The following is a 14,646-nucleotide window of genomic DNA, read 5'->3' as shown; positions in this document are numbered from 1 at the left end:
GGGTTCTAGCCGTCCCGCAGCATCCGGTCGATGCGTCCGGTCAGATCGCCGATCGCGAACGGCTTGGTCAGCACCTCCATGCCGTGCTCGATGTGGCCGTGGTTCAGCACGGCGTTCTCGGCGTAGCCGGTGATGAACAGGACCTTCAGGTCCGGACGCAAGGCGCGGGCGGCGTCGGCCACCTGGCGTCCGTTCAGCCCGCCGGGCAAGCCGACATCGGTGATCAGCAGGTCGACCCGGCGATCGCCTTGCAGGATGCGCAGCCCCGCCGCGCCGTCCTGGGCTTCCAGGCAGGCGTAGCCGAGCTCGCTCAGGGCGTCGACCACCAGCATCCGCACCGTCGGCTCGTCGTCCACCACCAGCACCGTCTGGTCGGCGTGGGTCGCCGCGGCGTCCAGCGCGGCGGGCGTCGGCTCCTCGTCCTCCTCGCCCAGGTGGCGGGGCAGGTAGAGGCAGACCATCGTGCCCTGGCCGACCTCGGAATAGATCCGCACGTGGCCGTTCGACTGGCGGGCGAAGCCATAGACCATGGAGAGGCCCAGCCCGGTCCCCTGGCCGATCGGCTTGGTGGTGAAGAAGGGATCGAACACCCGCTCCAGCGTGGCCTTGTCGATGCCCGAGCCGGTATCGCTGACGCACACCGAAACGTACTGGCCCGACTCCAGCCCGTGCTCGCGGGCGGTGCGCTCGTCCAGCCAGCGGTTGCCGGTCTCGATCATGATCCGCCCGCCGTCCGGCATGGCGTCGCGGGCGTTGATGCACAGGTTCAGCAGGGCGTTCTCAAGCTGGTTGGAGTCGACCAGGGTCGGCCACAGGCCCGAGGCGGCCACCATCTCGACGTCGATCGACGGCCCGACCGTGCGGCGGACCAGCTCGACGAAATCGGCCATCAGCCGGTTGATGATGATCGCCTTGGGGGCCAGGGTCTGACGGCGCGAGAAGGCCAGCAGGCGGTGGGTCAGGGCCGCCGCCCGCCGCGCCGCTCCCTGCCCCGCGCCCAGATAGCGCTCGACGTCGCCGGTCCGCCCCTGGGCCAGCCGTGCGCCGATCATCTCGAAAGCGCCCGAGATTCCGGCCAGCAGGTTGTTGAAGTCGTGGGCGAGGCCGCCGGTCAGCTGGCCGACAGCCTCCATCTTCTGCGCCTGGCGCAGCTCCTCCTCGGTGCGTTCGCGCTCCGCCAGGGCCTGGGCGATACGGGCTTCAAGGGTCTCGTTCAGGTGGCGTAGCTCGGCTTCCGTACGCTTGCGATCGGTGACGTCCTGAAACAGCACGGCCACCTGCTTCAACTCGGGCGGCTCTATGCGGAACGACGACAGGGACAGATGCCGGCCGGTGGCGACCAGCTCCTGCTCGAAGCGGATCGGCGCGCCGGTGCGCAGCACCTCGCCATAGCGCGCGACCCAGGCGTCGGCCTCGTCCGGGACCATCTCGCGCAGCTTCTGCCCGACGACATTGGGAATGCCGGCGTGCCGCTCGTAAGCGGCGTTGGCCATGATGTGGATGTAGTCGCTGTCGGGGCCGTGCGGACCGTCCAGGAACTCGATGACGCAGAAGCCCTCGTCCATCGACTCGAACAGGGCGCGGTAGCGGCGTTCCTCGGCCAACCGAGCCCGATCGTCGAGAACCCGGGCGGTGATGTCGTTGCAATGGACCAGCACGCCGCGCACAACGCCGTCCTCGTCGCGCACGGGCGAGGCCAAGAGGTTGCACCAGGCCTCCTCGCCGGCCCGTGTGAACGGGACGTTCTCCAGCTTGACGCTTTCGCCGGCGCGGCCTCGCGCCAACAGGTCGCCCGCCTGGGCGATGGGCAGGACCTCGGCGAAGGGGCGGCCCGCCACGTCGGGCAGGTCCAGCATGGTCCGGGCGGCGTCGTTATGCAGGGTCGCCCCGCGCTCGCCCCAAGCCAGGAACGAGGGGATCGGCGAGGCCAGCATCATGCCGGCGGCGACCTTCAGGGCGGCCGGCCAGGCGGACGGCGAAGGCAAGCCGGCGTCCGTCCAGTCGCCCGTGGCGATGGTCGCGGCGGCCGTATTGTCTGTCAGCGTGGTGACCATCGGTCGGCGTCGCCCCAGACCGCGAACTTGCGGTGAAGCTTGAACGCCTCCCATGCGAACCCGTTGCAGCTGGGCAAGAAAAAAGCCGGCCCTCGCGAGCCGGCTTGATCCTTTACGCCTTGAGAGACGTCAGGCGGTGACGCTGGCGCCCGCGCCCGGAGACAGCGGCACCAGCGACGGGGCCACGATCGTCTCCTTGGTCTCTTCCTCTTCGCGCTTGGGCGGAACGCCCTTCAGCACGCCGGCGATCTCCTCGCCCGAGAGGGTCTCGTACTCCAGCAAGGCCTTGCCCAGGGTGTGCAGGTCCTCGATCTTCTCGGTCAGGATGCGACGGGCCTCGTCCAGGCCGTACTGCACCAGGCGCTTGACCTCGCTGTCGATCAGGCGGGCGGTCTCTTCAGAGACGTTCTGGGTGCGGGCGACCGAGTGGCCCAGGAACACCTCGTCCTGGTTGTCGCCATAGGCCACCGTGCCCAGCACGTCGGAATAGCCCCAGCGGGTGACCATGTTGCGGGCCAGGTCCGTGGCCGCCTTGATGTCGCTGCTGGCGCCCGAGGTGATGTTCTCCTTGCCGAAGATCAGCTCCTCGGCCACGCGGCCGCCCATCATGATGGCCAGGCGCGAGGTCATCTGCTGGTACTTCATCGAGTAGCGGTCGCCTTCCGGCAGCTGCATGACCATGCCCAGGGCCCGGCCGCGCGGCACGATGGTGGCCTTGTGGACCGGGTCGGCCAGCGGGACGTTCAGGGCCACGATGGCGTGACCGCCCTCGTGATAGGCCGTCAGCTTCTTTTCTTCCTCGTTCATGGCCATCGAGCGGCGCTCGGCGCCCATCATGACCTTGTCCTTGGCTTGCTCGAAGTCGCTCATGGTGACCATGCGGCGGTTCTTGCGGGCGGCCATCAGGGCGGCCTCGTTGACGAGGTTGGCGAGATCCGCGCCCGAGAAGCCCGGGGTGCCGCGCGCCAGCGTCTTGACGTCGACGTCGGCGGCCAGCGGCACGTTCTTCATGTGCACGCGGATGATCTTCTCGCGGCCCGAGACGTCCGGGTTCGGGACCACGACCTGACGGTCGAAGCGGCCCGGACGCAGCAGGGCCGGGTCCAGGACGTCCGGACGGTTGGTGGCGGCGATCAGGATGATGCCTTCATTGGCCTCGAAGCCATCCATTTCGACCAGCAGCTGGTTCAGGGTCTGCTCGCGCTCGTCGTTGCCGCCGCCCAGGCCAGCGCCCCGGTGACGACCGACGGCGTCGATCTCGTCGATGAAGATGATGCAGGGGGCGTTCTTCTTGGCCTGCTCGAACATGTCGCGGACGCGGCTGGCGCCGACGCCGACGAACATCTCGACGAAGTCCGAACCCGAAATGGTGAAGAACGGCACGCCGGCTTCGCCCGCGACCGCGCGGGCGATCAGGGTCTTACCCGTACCGGGAGGGCCGACCAGCAGGGCGCCCTTGGGGATCTTGCCGCCCAGGCGCTGGAACTTGGCCGGATCCTTCAGGAAGTCGACGACCTCCTGCAGCTCCTCCTTGGCCTCGTCGACGCCGGCGACGTCCTCGAAGGTGATGCGGTTCTTGTTCTCGGTCAGCAGCCGGGCCTTGGACTTGCCAAAGCCCATGGCGCCCTTCGCCCCGCCTTGCATCTGGCGCATAAAGAACAGCCACACGCCCACCACCAGCAGGATCGGCAGCAGCTGGACCAGGATGGCCAGGAAGCTGATCGAGCCGCTCTTGAACTTCACGTCGGCGTTCTTGGCGACCATGCGGTTGACCAGCTCATCGGAGTCGATCGGCGCGTTGACCGTCAGCACCTTGCCGCTGGCGTCCTTGGCCTGGACGACCTGGCCGGAGATCTCGGCCGACTTGATCTGACCGGCGTCGACCTGCTTGAGGAGCTGCGAATAGCTGATCTCGCCGCCGCCCTTGGTGCGCGCGTTCTGGCTCACGAAGAACACGCCCAGCAGGGCCGCCACGATCACCAGCCAGATGGCTGCGTTCCGAAAATTCATACGGGTTGTCTTCCCAACGATAGGTCTTCGCCCTTCAAGATAAGGGCTCGCGAGCGGTTGCGCCACGGACGCGACGTCCGGTCACGCATTCTTGGTCATAAAGGCCGACCGCGGCCTCGAAACGACCCAGAACGAGCAGACGCGCGCGCCCTCCCCCTTCGGCTGCAAAGTCCGGGCCGTCAAGCGTGGGCGAGCACGGCGCCGCGCCATGCCGCAGGATCAAGGGCAAGCTGGGCCGGACGGCGGCGGGCAGCTTGACCAGACGCGCGCGCTGCTCAGGCGACAGGCTGGAGGCCTGGCCCTTCAGAGCTCTGATGGTCAGAGGCGCGTCGCCGGCGGCGATCTCCCATCGGCCGTCCCACACCCCAGCCTCGCCCGGTGCCAGCGTCAGGGGCGCAAGACCGCCCCGCGCCGTCTCGCCCGCGTCGCGGCAGATCAGCACCGTTTCGTCCGCCTCGATCCGCGCGCCCGCCAGGGTGGCGGCGAAGGTCTCGTCACGCCGGAGGCGCTGGACCAGCCGCTCCAGCCGCTCGCCGCGCGGCGGCCGCTCGGTCCCGGCCGCGCACAGCAGGGCGGCGGCGAGGTGAGCGGCGGCGACGCCGCGCGGCAGGCGGATGGCGCCGGCGTCGTCGATGGCGAAGACAGGCGGCGGGCTCATGGTGTCCAGTTCCAAGACCGCCGCCTCGACCCCGCCTGCCCGCGCTCGGGCCCGGGCGTAGCGGAGGTCGGTGTTGGCCGGATCCTCCAGCCAGGTCTCGCCATCCGCGGCGAGCGCCCCCCGGATCTCGCCTCGCGTCAGGGTCAGCAGCGGCCGCAGCAGGAAGATGTCGCGCCCCTCCGGCCAGACCGGCGACGGCGACCATTCGCGGGGATCGGGCACCGTCGAGCCCTCGGCCCGCATCGCCGCGCTCTCGGCCAGATCGCTGGCGGTGTGGCCCAGCAGCAGGACGGAGGCGCCAGCCTCCCGAGCCGCGGCGGCCAGCAGGGCGTGACGGGCTCGACGAGCGGCGGCGGGCAGGCCCGTGGCGGGCTTGGGCCCGGCCCAGGCCAGAGCGCGCGCCTCGGCGCCCAAGGCTCGCGCCTGATCGACCGCGTCGGCGGTCCAGCGAGCGCTATCGGCCTGCAGCTGATGATCGACCACGAACGCCAGCACCGACCGGCCACGCGGCCGCGCCCAGTCCAGCGTCGCCTTCAGGAGGAACAGGGAGTCCCCGCCGCCGGAGAAGCCGACGGCCAGCGGGGCCTTGGACAGGGCATCCAGGCGACGATCGAAGGCGCGGCGAAATCCCTCTCTCTTTGAGAGAGGGAGGGGCCCGCCGCCGGAGGCGGTGGGAGGGTGAGTGGTTTCACCGTCCACCGGACAATCCCTAGCCCTTCATGATGCGCCATGTTCGCCAAGTTCAGTGAGAGCGTAACCTCTCACCCTCCCATCGCAAGCGATGGGCCCCTCCCTCTCTCAAAGAGAGAGGGGTTCAGGTCCTTACGAACACTTCGCCGCGACGCGGGTCGAGGCCGCGCGGGAGGTGATCTGCGACGAGGCCTTCGGATAGCGCTTGGCCAGTTCGTCCAGGGTGCGGCAGGCCTCGGTGGTCTTCTTCAGCGCCACCATCGAGCGCGCCAGCTTCAGGGTGGCGTCGGGCGCCCAGCTCGTCTGCGGCCAGCCGCGGATCGCGCCGATATAGGCGGCGGCGGCGTCGGTATAGGCCTCGCGCACGAACAGGGTCTCGCCCAGCCAGTAGCGGGCCTCGGGCGTCTTGGCGTTGTCGGGATAGTTCGTGACATAGACCGAGAAGGCCTGCTCGGCGTTAGCGTAGTCGCCGTCCAGCAGCAGCTGGCGCGCCTGCTTGAAGGCCACGGCCGGATCGGCCGGCGGCGGGGGCGGCGGCGGAACGGCCGCGCCTGCGGCGGGGGCCGAAGCGACCTGGGCCGCGGCGGCGGCCTGCAGATCGGCGAGAGTCTTCTCGATCGCCGCCAGGCGCTGCTCCAACGCGTCGGCGCGAGCCTTCTGGTCGGCGGCCGCCCTGTTGGCCTTGGTCAGCTCGAAGGTGACGGCCTCGTTCTGGCCGTTCAGCTTGGTCAGGGTCTGCTCCAGGTCCGTGACCCGGTCGTTCAGGGCGGCGATCTGGGCGTCGGTCTCGGCCGGCTGGACCACCACGGGCTTACCGGTGTCGCGGCCCTGGAAGACGATCGACCGCAGCTCGCGAACCACCTTTTCCATCCGTTCCACGCGCTTGGCCGAGCGATCGTCCAGCGGATCGGCTTCCGGCAGCGGGGTCTGAGCGACCGCCACGGCGGCGCTGGACGCGAACAGGACGGCGAGCAGGGCGGATTTGAGCTTCATGACCGTGATTTACCGGTAGGAGGCGGACAAAACTAGGGCGGCGTCTCGTGAGAGAAGCCGCCCTAGAATGCTTGGCTTAACGGGCGCCGTCCGTGATGGCCGTGTGGCCGTTACGGTTCTTGGCCCAGGCCTCTTCGGTCGAGCCGGCGTCGATCGGCTTTTCCTTGCCGAACGAGATCGTCTCGATGCGCGAGGCGGCGACGCCCTGAGCGATCAGGAAGTCGCGGATGGCGTTGGCGCGACGGGCGCCCAGGGCCAGGTTGTATTCGCGGGTGCCGCGTTCGTCGGCGTTGCCTTCGATGCGGACCTTCACGGCCGGATAGCGGTTCAGCCACTGGGCCTGGCCGGCCAGGACCGGCTGGGCGTCGGCGCGGACCGAATATTCGTCGGTATCGAAATAGACGCGGTCGCCGACATTGACGACGAAGTCCTGCACCGAGCCCGGCAGCGGGCCTTGGGCGACCGGCGGGGCCGGCGGCGGGGTGTAGGGAGCCGGTTCCTGGGCCGGCGGCGGCGCCGGCGGCGTCGGGGCGACGGGCTGGGGCTTCGGACGCGAAGCGCAGGCGGCAAGCGAGGCGGCGGCCAGGCCGACGAGCGCCAGTCTAGCGGCGCGCTGGGTGTCGAAGCTCATCCAGTTTCTCCTCAAGTCAACAACTCTGGACCTGATCCATACCTGCGACATGCCGGCAATGGACCTGCTAAATGCCTGACGTGACCTCACAATGACGTCAGAAGTCCGGCAGGCGACGTCGAAACTCTTCCGCAAGGGAAATCCCGGCGTCTGGCGACGCCGAGTTAGAGCCCTGGGAACGCGCTCGCAAGGCTAAGGTTGCGCGTCCCGACGATTTGTCAGTCCAGAAGCGGCGACCAGGCCGGATCCGAGCCCGAACCATTATAGGCGGCCGGCCGCAGGATCCGGCCGGTGATGTCCACCGTCCAGAGCTTGGGATTGCCGCCGCCGCCCTCGCGGAAGAACATCAGCACCCGGCCGTTCGGCGCCCAGGTCGGGCCCTCGTCCAGATAGCTGGTGGTCAGAAGGCGCTCGTCGCTGCCGTCGGGACGCATGACGCCGATGTGGAACTCGCCGCCGGTCTGCTTGGTGAAGGCGATGAAGTCGCCTCGCGGGCTCCAGACGGGCGTCGTATAGCGGCCGCCGCCGTACGAGATGCGACGAACGCCCGTGCCGTCGGTGTTCATCACATAGAGCTGCGCCTGGCCGCCGCGGTCGGAGTTGAACGCGATCTTGGTCCCGTCCGGCGAGAACGAGGGCGAGGTGTCGATGGCGGGATCGGTAGTGATGCGGGTCGTCGCGCGGCTGCGCAGGTCCATCACATAGATGTCGCTGTTGCCGTTCTTCTCGACCGAGAAGGCCACCTTGGCGCCGTCGGGCGAGAAGCGCGGGGCGAACACCATGCCGGGGAACTTGCCGACCGTCTCCTGGCGGCTGGTCTCGAGGTTCAGCAGGTAGATCGACGAGCCCGTCGGCCGCAGGGCCATGTAGGTCAGCTCCTGGCTCGTCGAGCTGAAGCGCGGGGTCATGACGATGTACGAGCCGTCGGTCAGGTACTGCGGGTTGGCGCCGTCCTGATCCATGATCGCCAGGCGCTTGACGCGGGCCAGCTTGGGGCCGCTCTCGGCGACGAAAGCGACGCGGGTGTCGAAATAGCCCTTCTCGCCGGTCAGCCGCTCATAGACGGCGTCGCTGATCTTGTGGGCGACCCGGCGCCAGTTGTCCGGCGTCGAGGAGAACTGCAGGCCCAAGAGCTGCTGCTGGCTGAACACGTCCCACAGGCGGAAGTCGACGCGCAGGCCGCCGTCGGGGCCGACCGTGACCTGGCCGTTGATCAGCGCCTGGGCGCCGGTGGCCTGCCAGTCGGGGAAGCGCGGCTGGATGTTGACGTCGGCCAGCTTGTCCGGAACGCCCGAGACATTCAGCGGCTGGAACAGGCCCGAGCGTTCGAGATTGCCGCTGATGACCTGGGCGATCTCGGCGCCGCGCGTCGCGCCCGAGAAGGCGGGGATGGCGATCGGCAGCGGCTTGACCGCGCCGGCGTTGATGTCGACCTCGATCTGCGCGGCGGCCGGCGTGACGAAGGCCGCGCCGCTCATCAGGGCGGCGACCATCAGCAACAGGGCTCGGAAGCGCATCGGAGTCTCCTTCTTGTTCCTTCCGGACATCAACGCGAACAGGCCTGTTTTGCGTTGAAGTTCAGGGCGATTTTCTGACCGTACAGGTCCGACGGCAGGTAGGCGAACGGCGAGGCGGCGAACAGCGCGCGGATGGCGCGGTCCGAAGCGGCCTTGACCACCGGATCGGGCGAGCTGGTGCCCGGCGACTCCGGCTGGCCGACGACGCGGCCGCCCGGCCCGATCACGAAGACCACGCGAACATTGACGTTGGCGCCGCCCTCGACCTCGCAGTTGGGGTTCCAGCGCTGCTGCACCTCGCCCTGCAGGCGGCCCAGCGCGGCGGCCGAGAGGCCCGTGGCCGCGCCCAGAGCCGGACGGGCCGAGACCGAGGTCTCCTGCCGCGCAGGGCCCTTCGGCGCGTTGGAAGTCGGCTTGCCGGTCGCCTTCTGGGACTTGGCGATCGAGGCCTCCAGCGAGGCGAAGAAGTCGTTGTTGTCGGTCTTCTTCTGCGGCGTGGGCTTGGCCGGTGTCGGGGTCGGAACGGGCTTGGGGACCGGCGTCGGCTTGGGCGGCGGCGCGGGAGCGGGCGTCGGCGTCGGGGCAGGCGTGGGCGCGGGCGGCTGCGGCGTGGCCTGCGGCTCGGGCTCGGGCGTCTGGGCGGTCTGCTCGACCGGCGCTTCCTCGGCCGGGCGGACATTGGTCGGACCGTTGGCGACGATGGTCACCGGCACCGACTCGCCGATGGTGATCGGCTTGGACGACTTCCACGGCAGGCCGAACGCGATCAGCGCCGCGACCGCGCCATGCAGCGCGATCGAGCCCAGCAGAGCCGGAGAGACCCGTTGTTCGCGGCGGGCGATCATGCCGCCCCTACTGCGCCGGCCGCAGGTCGCCCGCGTCCGCCGGCTTGGCGTCGCGCGGGGCCGCGCCCGAAGAGGGACCGCCCGTCTCGGTGATCAGGTTGATCTTGTTGAAGCCGGCGTTCGACAGGCCCGCCATCACCTGGGCGACGACCGAATAGGTCGCGCCGCCGTCGGCCCGGACGAAGATCGGCTTGTCGTAGCCGTCGCCGGCGATCGCGCTGATGCGCGGCGCCAGGTTCTCGAACGGAATCTGGGTCTCGCCGACGAAGATGCCGCCGTCCTTGCGGATCGAGACGGTGATCGGCTCGTCCTGGTTCTGCAGGGCCGCGGCTTCCGTCTTGGGCAGCTCCAGCGGCACGCCGGCGGTCAGCAGCGGCGCCGAGATCATGAAGATGATCAGCAGCACCAGCATCACGTCGACCAGGGGCGTGACGTTGATCTCGGACAGGGCCCCGCGCGTGCGGCGGCCCCGGCGGCGGCGGCCTCGGCCGCCCCCGGTGGCGAAGGCGTCGTTGGAGGACATCGCCATGGGCTTAGCGCTCGGTCAGGCGACGCTGGATCGCGGTCGACAGGTCGTCGGCGAAGCCTTCCAGGCGGCCGGCGTACTTGCCCGCGTCGGTCGAGAACTTGTTGTAGGCGATATAGGCCGGGATGGCGGCGATCAGGCCCACGGCCGTGGCGAACAGGGCCTCGGCGATCGACGGCGCGACGACGGCCAGCGAGGTGTTCTTCGACAGGGCGATGTTCTGGAAGGCGTGCATGATGCCCCAGACCGTGCCGAAGAGACCGATGAACGGGCTGGCGGTGGCGACGATGGCCAGGCTGCCCAGCCCCTCTTCGACCTTGGCGGTCTCGCGGGCGATCATGGTGTCGAGGATGCGGTCGATGCGGGCGACCAGGAAGGCCGTCTGGTTCTCGGTCATGGCCCGGGTCTTGGCGTCGCGCCATTCCTTCAGCGCCGCCTGCAGCATGCGCGGCAGGGCGTGCGGCGGATTGGCGCCGGCCTCGCCCGCCACGTCCTCCAGCGAACGTCCGCCGCTGACCTGCTCCTCGAAGCGGTCGGCCGCGCGGTTCAGGGTGTTGAAGCGGAACAGCTTGTCCAGGATCACGGCCCACGAGCCCAGCGACGCCAGGATCAGGCCGATCATCACGCCTTTGACGACCCAGTCGGCCTGCATGAACAGGGCGAAGAACGAGAAATTGGGGGCGGCGGCCGAGGCGTCCATGCGGGATAGGGCTCCGTTGGGGCGTCTGATCAGGACAGGTGTGCGCCGTATGGCATGAAGCGGCGCTTGGGTGAAACTATGACGAGGGTCGATCGATCCGAAAAAATGGGGACGCCGCCTCAAGCCTCGTTCGGCGGCGCCAGCCAGGGCGCCAGCTTGGCCGTCATCTCCGCCGTCGGGCGGCGCGGACGGCCCGAAAGACTGATGCAGACGGCGACCGCCTTGGCCTCCAGGATCGTCTCCTCGCCGCGCGTGATCCGCTGGCTGACGTGAAGCCGGACGCCCTCGACCCGCTCATACAGGGTGCGCACCACCAGGGCGTCGTCGATCTTGGCCGCGCGCTTGAAGTCCAGCTCCATGCGGATCACGGCGAAGCCCGTGTCCTGCTGGGCGAGCTCGCTGTGCGAGATGCCGACCATCCGGAAGAAGTCGCTGCGACCGCGCTCCAGATAGCGCAGGTAGTTGGCGTGGTAGACGATGCCGGTGAAGTCGGTGTCTTCATAGTAGATGCGCACGGGCAACTGATGCTCGCGGCCCTCGAAGACGCCGGCGGTGGGTTCAATCATGACGCGGGCGGGTCCTGGTTGGCGGAATCGCCGAGCACCAGCCCCAGGGACAGGCCCCAGGCCAGGATCGGCGCGGCGCCGTAGCCTAGAACGGGCGCGGGATAGTTTCCAAACAGGGCGCCGGCGATCCAGCCGGTCCACAGAGCCGCCAGCGCCAAGGCTTCGGCGCGACGTTCCGGCCGCGCCTGGGCGACGGCGAGGAAGGGCGCGGGCAGGCCGATCATCAAGACGCCCGCCACGAAGCCCAGCACCGGGTTGGCCTTCATCGTATTGGCGAGAAGTCCCTCGACATAGGGCACGGCGGGCAAGGTGTCGGGCGCGACCCAGGCGGCGTAGGCCAGGAGCCCGGCGACAATGACGCACGCCCAAGGCGTCAGCTGACGCGGGCGCTCCACCAGCGCTCCAGCGGCGAGCGCCAGGGCGAAGGCCAGCGAAGAGGCCGCGTCGTGCTGATAGAGGAGAAGGAAGGCGATCAGGGCCGCGATCGGCGCCGCGCGACGGTCGCCGAAGCCCTTGGCGAAGGCCCAGACCGCGAACGGCAGAACGATAGACGCCGTGTGGAGCTGGATCGGCCCCAGCGCCAGCCACCGCTTGGCCCCCTCCAGCGAGACGCCATTCATCAGCGTCAGGACCAGGGCCAGGCCGCAGGCGGCCATCAGCACCCAAAGCCGCCAGCGCGCTCGCCGCCAGAACCGTCCGACCAGCAGGGCCAGGCCCAGGGCCAGCACGGCGGAGAGCCCCTGGACGATCAAGGCGTTACGCGGTGCGCCGGCCGCGCCGATGGCGGCCAGGGAGACGGCGAGACCCGCGGCGGCCAGGACGGCCGTGAACAGTCGGATAACGCCCAGGTCGCTAACCTTCATCGAAAAGGCCTCCCTGCGCCTGGCCCGGCGGGGCGGCGGGCGGGGTGAGGCCCAGGTGGAGGTAGGCCTTGCCGCAGGCCATGCGGCCGCGCGGCGTGCGCTGGATGAAGCCCTGCTGCATCAGATAGGGCTCGATCACGTCCTCGACCGCGTCGCGGGCCTCGGCGATGGCGTAGGCGATGGTCTCCACGCCCACCGGCCCGCCGCCATAGTGCTCGATCATGGCCCGCAGGTAGCGACGGTCCAGGCTGTCGAGGCCGCTTTCGTCGACTTCCAGACGAGCCAGGGCGAGGCCGGCGGCCTTGCGGTCGATGATCGTCGCGCCGTCGGCGGTGGCGAAGTCGCGCACGCGGCGCAGCAGGCGGCCGGCGACGCGCGGCGTGCCCCGGGCGCGCTTGGCGATTTCGTCGGCGCCGTCGTCGGACAGCGGGGCGCCCATCTTGCGGGCGGCGTGCTGAAGCACGTGGCGCAATTCGGCCGGGGTGTAGAACTCCAGCCGGATCGGGATGCCGAAGCGGTCGCGCAAGGGCGTGGCCAGCATGCCCGCCCGCGTCGTCGCCGCCACCAGGGTGAAGGGCGCCAGGTCGATGCGGATCGAGCGCGCCGAGGGTCCCTCGCCGATCACCAGGTCCAGGACGTGGTCCTCCATGGCCGGATAGAGGATTTCCTCGACGTTCGACGACAAGCGGTGGATCTCGTCGATGAACAAGACGTCGTTGGCTTCCAGATTGGTCAGGATCGCGGCCAGGTCGCCGGGCTTGTTCAGCACCGGGCCCGAGGTGGCGCGGAAGTTCACGCCCAGCTCACGGGCGACGATCTGGGCCAGGGTGGTCTTGCCCAGGCCCGGCGGGCCGAACAGCAGCACATGGTCCAGCGCCTCGCCCCGGCCCTTGGCGGCCTCGATGAAGACGCGGAGATTGCCCTTGGCCTGCTCCTGGCCGACGAACTCGGCCAGGGTCTGGGGCCGCAGGGCGCGGTCGGCGGGCGCGAGATCGCCGTGTTGCGGCTCGCCGGAGATGACCCTCGTCATCGGCCGAGTTCCTGCAGGCCGGCCTTGATCAGGGCCTGCACGGTGGCCTCCTCGCCGAGGCGATCGGCGGCCGCCTCGACGACGCGGCGGGCGTTCACCTCGGCCACGCCCAGGCCCATCAGGGCGGCGACGGCGTCGCCGGTCGGGGCGGGCTTGGCTGGGGCCGAGGCCGCGGCGCCGGCGGCGGGCGCTGTCATCAGCACGGGCCCGTCGGTGATCGGCTTGTCCTTCAGCTCGGTGACGATGCGCAAAGCGAGCTTGGGCCCCACGCCGTTGGCGCGGCCGACGGCGGCCTTGTCCTCGCGGGCGACGGCCGAGGCCAATTCAGCCGGCGACAGGACGTCCAGCACCGCCATGGCGGCCTTGGGCCCCACGCCCTGGATCGCCTGCAGCAGCACGAAGGCGCGGCGGTCCTCGCGGGTCAGGAAACCGTAAAGCCGAAGCCCGGCGCTCTCGCTCCACTGGCTCTCGATGTGCAGCAGGGTCTCCTCGCCCAGGGCCGGCAGGCGCTGCAGCGTGCGGTGACCGCAGCGGACGACGTATCCGACGCCCATGACGTCGATCAGGGCCTCTTCCTCGCCGACCTCGGCGACGGCGCCTCTGAGACGACCGATCATGCGACCCTCCGGTGGGCGGCGCGCAGGTTGGCGTGGGTGATGGCGACGGCCAGGGCGTCGGCGCAGTCGGCCGTGGTCTTGCCCGCCGTCGGCAGCAGGCGGGCGATCATGAAGCCGATCTGGGCCTTGTCGGCCGCGCCGGTGCCGACCACAGCCTTCTTGACCAGGCGCGTGGAGTATTCCGCGACCGGCAGGCCGGCGCGGGCCGGCGCGATCAGAGCGGCGGCCCGGGCGTGGCCCAGCTTCAGCGTCGATTGGGCGTTGGTGTTGAGGAACACCTCCTCGACGGCGGCCTCGTCGGGGCGGTGCTGCTCGATCACGGCGCAGATGCCTTCGAACAGATGCAGCAGGCGCTGGGCGAAGTCGGCCTTCTCGTCAGGGACGATGACCCCGTGGGCGACGTGGCTCATGCGCGCGCCGTCGATGGTCAGCACGCCCCAGCCGGTGCGGCGAAGGCCCGGATCGAGGCCGAGGATGCGGATGGGCGTGCGATTCGCGTTCATCATGTGTTCTCGCACTTTCCTCGCTTCCGCCCCCGAGGAAAAGCCCCGACTTCGCTAACGAGTCGTAAACGCCGCGCGCTCTTGCGCCGGGAGGCGGGCGGGTCGAAAACGCCCCCATGATCGTCTCCCACTTCCGCTGCGACTGGATCCATCCGCCGAGCGACGACCCGGTCGCCATCTTCTACGAGGTGGATGGCCGAGGCGGCGTGCCGCGCCTGATCGACGTCTTCGCCGACGGCCGCCGCGCCTGCGCCGAGGCCGAGTTCGGCGGCAGCCTGGTCGAGGGCGCGTTCCGCGACATGGCCGCCAACCTGCTGGAGGGTCACGTCGCCGAGCACGAGGGGGAGCGCCTGACCCTGACGCCGATCACCGCGGCGATGTTCGAAGACGAATGGAAAGCCGGCGGCGGAATTTGATCCAAACCCTGGCGAGCCCGGCGGCGC

At 69.7% G+C, this 14,646-nt stretch carries 14 protein-coding genes and 1 pseudogene; 1 reads left to right on the top strand and 14 read right to left on the bottom strand.

Annotation, left to right across the window (positions count from 1 at the left end):
- Window positions 1–5: 5 nt before the first annotated feature.
- The 14 genes and pseudogenes from CSW60_RS14915 to ruvC form a co-directional block, all read right to left on the bottom strand.
- A pseudogene (locus CSW60_RS14915) lies at window positions 6–2,131 on the bottom strand (ATP-binding protein).
- A gap of 52 nt (window positions 2,132–2,183) precedes the next feature.
- Entirely contained in the window at window positions 2,184–4,064 is a 1,881-nt protein-coding gene (gene ftsH, locus CSW60_RS14910; protein WP_099538118.1) for an ATP-dependent zinc metalloprotease FtsH, read from the bottom strand.
- A 34-nt stretch (window positions 4,065–4,098) separates the two neighbouring features.
- Entirely contained in the window at window positions 4,099–5,325 is a 1,227-nt protein-coding gene (tilS, locus tag CSW60_RS14905) for a tRNA lysidine(34) synthetase TilS (RefSeq protein WP_236634333.1), read from the bottom strand.
- Window positions 5,326–5,544: 219 nt separating this feature from the next.
- Window positions 5,545–6,405, bottom strand: a complete 861-nt coding sequence (gene ybgF, locus CSW60_RS14900) for a tol-pal system protein YbgF (RefSeq protein WP_099538116.1) — start codon at window positions 6,403–6,405, stop codon at window positions 5,545–5,547.
- A gap of 76 nt (window positions 6,406–6,481) precedes the next feature.
- Window positions 6,482–7,051 carry a peptidoglycan-associated lipoprotein Pal gene (pal, locus tag CSW60_RS14895; protein WP_099538115.1) on the bottom strand — a complete coding sequence of 190 codons (570 nt, stop codon included), beginning with the start codon at window positions 7,049–7,051 and terminating at the stop codon, window positions 6,482–6,484.
- 203 nt (window positions 7,052–7,254) lie between these two features.
- Window positions 7,255–8,553 carry a Tol-Pal system beta propeller repeat protein TolB gene (tolB, locus tag CSW60_RS14890; RefSeq protein ID WP_099538114.1) on the bottom strand — a complete coding sequence of 433 codons (1,299 nt, stop codon included), beginning with the start codon at window positions 8,551–8,553 and terminating at the stop codon, window positions 7,255–7,257.
- A gap of 29 nt (window positions 8,554–8,582) precedes the next feature.
- Window positions 8,583–9,398, bottom strand: a complete 816-nt coding sequence (locus CSW60_RS14885) for an energy transducer TonB (protein ID WP_099538113.1) — start codon at window positions 9,396–9,398, stop codon at window positions 8,583–8,585.
- Window positions 9,399–9,405: 7 nt separating this feature from the next.
- Entirely contained in the window at window positions 9,406–9,927 is a 522-nt protein-coding gene (locus tag CSW60_RS14880) for a biopolymer transporter ExbD (RefSeq protein WP_099538112.1), read from the bottom strand.
- 4 nt (window positions 9,928–9,931) lie between these two features.
- A complete protein-coding gene (gene tolQ / locus CSW60_RS14875) occupies window positions 9,932–10,624 on the bottom strand; it encodes a protein TolQ (RefSeq protein WP_099538111.1) in 693 nt (230 codons plus the stop codon).
- Window positions 10,625–10,743: 119 nt separating this feature from the next.
- Window positions 10,744–11,190, bottom strand: a complete 447-nt coding sequence (ybgC, locus tag CSW60_RS14870; protein WP_099538110.1) for a tol-pal system-associated acyl-CoA thioesterase — start codon at window positions 11,188–11,190, stop codon at window positions 10,744–10,746.
- Entirely contained in the window at window positions 11,187–12,053 is an 867-nt protein-coding gene (locus tag CSW60_RS14865; protein WP_099538109.1) for a hypothetical protein, read from the bottom strand. The genes ybgC and CSW60_RS14865 overlap by 4 nt, the downstream gene beginning before the upstream one ends.
- Window positions 12,043–13,083 (bottom strand): Holliday junction branch migration DNA helicase RuvB, encoded by a 1,041-nt coding sequence (ruvB, locus tag CSW60_RS14860; protein ID WP_099538108.1) that lies wholly within the window; start codon window positions 13,081–13,083, stop codon window positions 12,043–12,045. Before ruvB ends, CSW60_RS14865 begins: the two co-directional genes overlap by 11 nt.
- A complete protein-coding gene (ruvA, locus tag CSW60_RS14855; RefSeq protein ID WP_099538107.1) occupies window positions 13,080–13,700 on the bottom strand; it encodes a Holliday junction branch migration protein RuvA in 621 nt (206 codons plus the stop codon). Before ruvA ends, ruvB begins: the two co-directional genes overlap by 4 nt.
- Entirely contained in the window at window positions 13,697–14,218 is a 522-nt protein-coding gene (ruvC, locus tag CSW60_RS14850; protein ID WP_201723068.1) for a crossover junction endodeoxyribonuclease RuvC, read from the bottom strand. Before ruvC ends, ruvA begins: the two co-directional genes overlap by 4 nt.
- A gap of 101 nt (window positions 14,219–14,319) precedes the next feature.
- On the opposite strand from ruvC, the gene CSW60_RS14845 reads away from it, so the two are divergent.
- Window positions 14,320–14,619: a hypothetical protein gene (locus CSW60_RS14845; RefSeq protein WP_099538105.1), complete on the top strand. Its 300-nt coding sequence runs from the start codon at window positions 14,320–14,322 to the stop codon at window positions 14,617–14,619.
- Window positions 14,620–14,646: the final 27 nt, after the last annotated feature.

Source organism: Caulobacter sp. X, assembly GCF_002742635.1.
Taxonomy (GTDB): domain Bacteria; phylum Pseudomonadota; class Alphaproteobacteria; order Caulobacterales; family Caulobacteraceae; genus Caulobacter.
The sequence above is the reverse complement of the archived record's forward strand: the minus strand, read 5'-3'. Positions and strand labels throughout refer to the sequence as shown.

Bases quoted from the DNA above. Each gene is read 5' to 3' on its own strand.
- ftsH (WP_099538118.1), bottom strand. From the start codon at position 4,064: ATGAATTTTCGGAACGCAGCCATCTGGCTGGTGATCGTGGCGGCCCTG.
- ybgF (WP_099538116.1), bottom strand. From the start codon at position 6,405: ATGAAGCTCAAATCCGCCCTGCTCGCCGTCCTGTTCGCGTCCAGCGCC.
- tolB (WP_099538114.1), bottom strand. From the start codon at position 8,553: ATGCGCTTCCGAGCCCTGTTGCTGATGGTCGCCGCCCTGATGAGCGGC.
- CSW60_RS14885 (WP_099538113.1), bottom strand. From the start codon at position 9,398: ATGATCGCCCGCCGCGAACAACGGGTCTCTCCGGCTCTGCTGGGCTCG.
- CSW60_RS14880 (WP_099538112.1), bottom strand. From the start codon at position 9,927: ATGGCGATGTCCTCCAACGACGCCTTCGCCACCGGGGGCGGCCGAGGC.
- tolQ (WP_099538111.1), bottom strand. From the start codon at position 10,624: ATGGACGCCTCGGCCGCCGCCCCCAATTTCTCGTTCTTCGCCCTGTTC.
- ybgC (WP_099538110.1), bottom strand. From the start codon at position 11,190: ATGATTGAACCCACCGCCGGCGTCTTCGAGGGCCGCGAGCATCAGTTG.
- CSW60_RS14865 (WP_099538109.1), bottom strand. From the start codon at position 12,053: ATGAAGGTTAGCGACCTGGGCGTTATCCGACTGTTCACGGCCGTCCTG.
- ruvB (WP_099538108.1), bottom strand. From the start codon at position 13,083: ATGACGAGGGTCATCTCCGGCGAGCCGCAACACGGCGATCTCGCGCCC.
- ruvA (WP_099538107.1), bottom strand. From the start codon at position 13,700: ATGATCGGTCGTCTCAGAGGCGCCGTCGCCGAGGTCGGCGAGGAAGAG.
- CSW60_RS14845 (WP_099538105.1), top strand. From the start codon at position 14,320: ATGATCGTCTCCCACTTCCGCTGCGACTGGATCCATCCGCCGAGCGAC.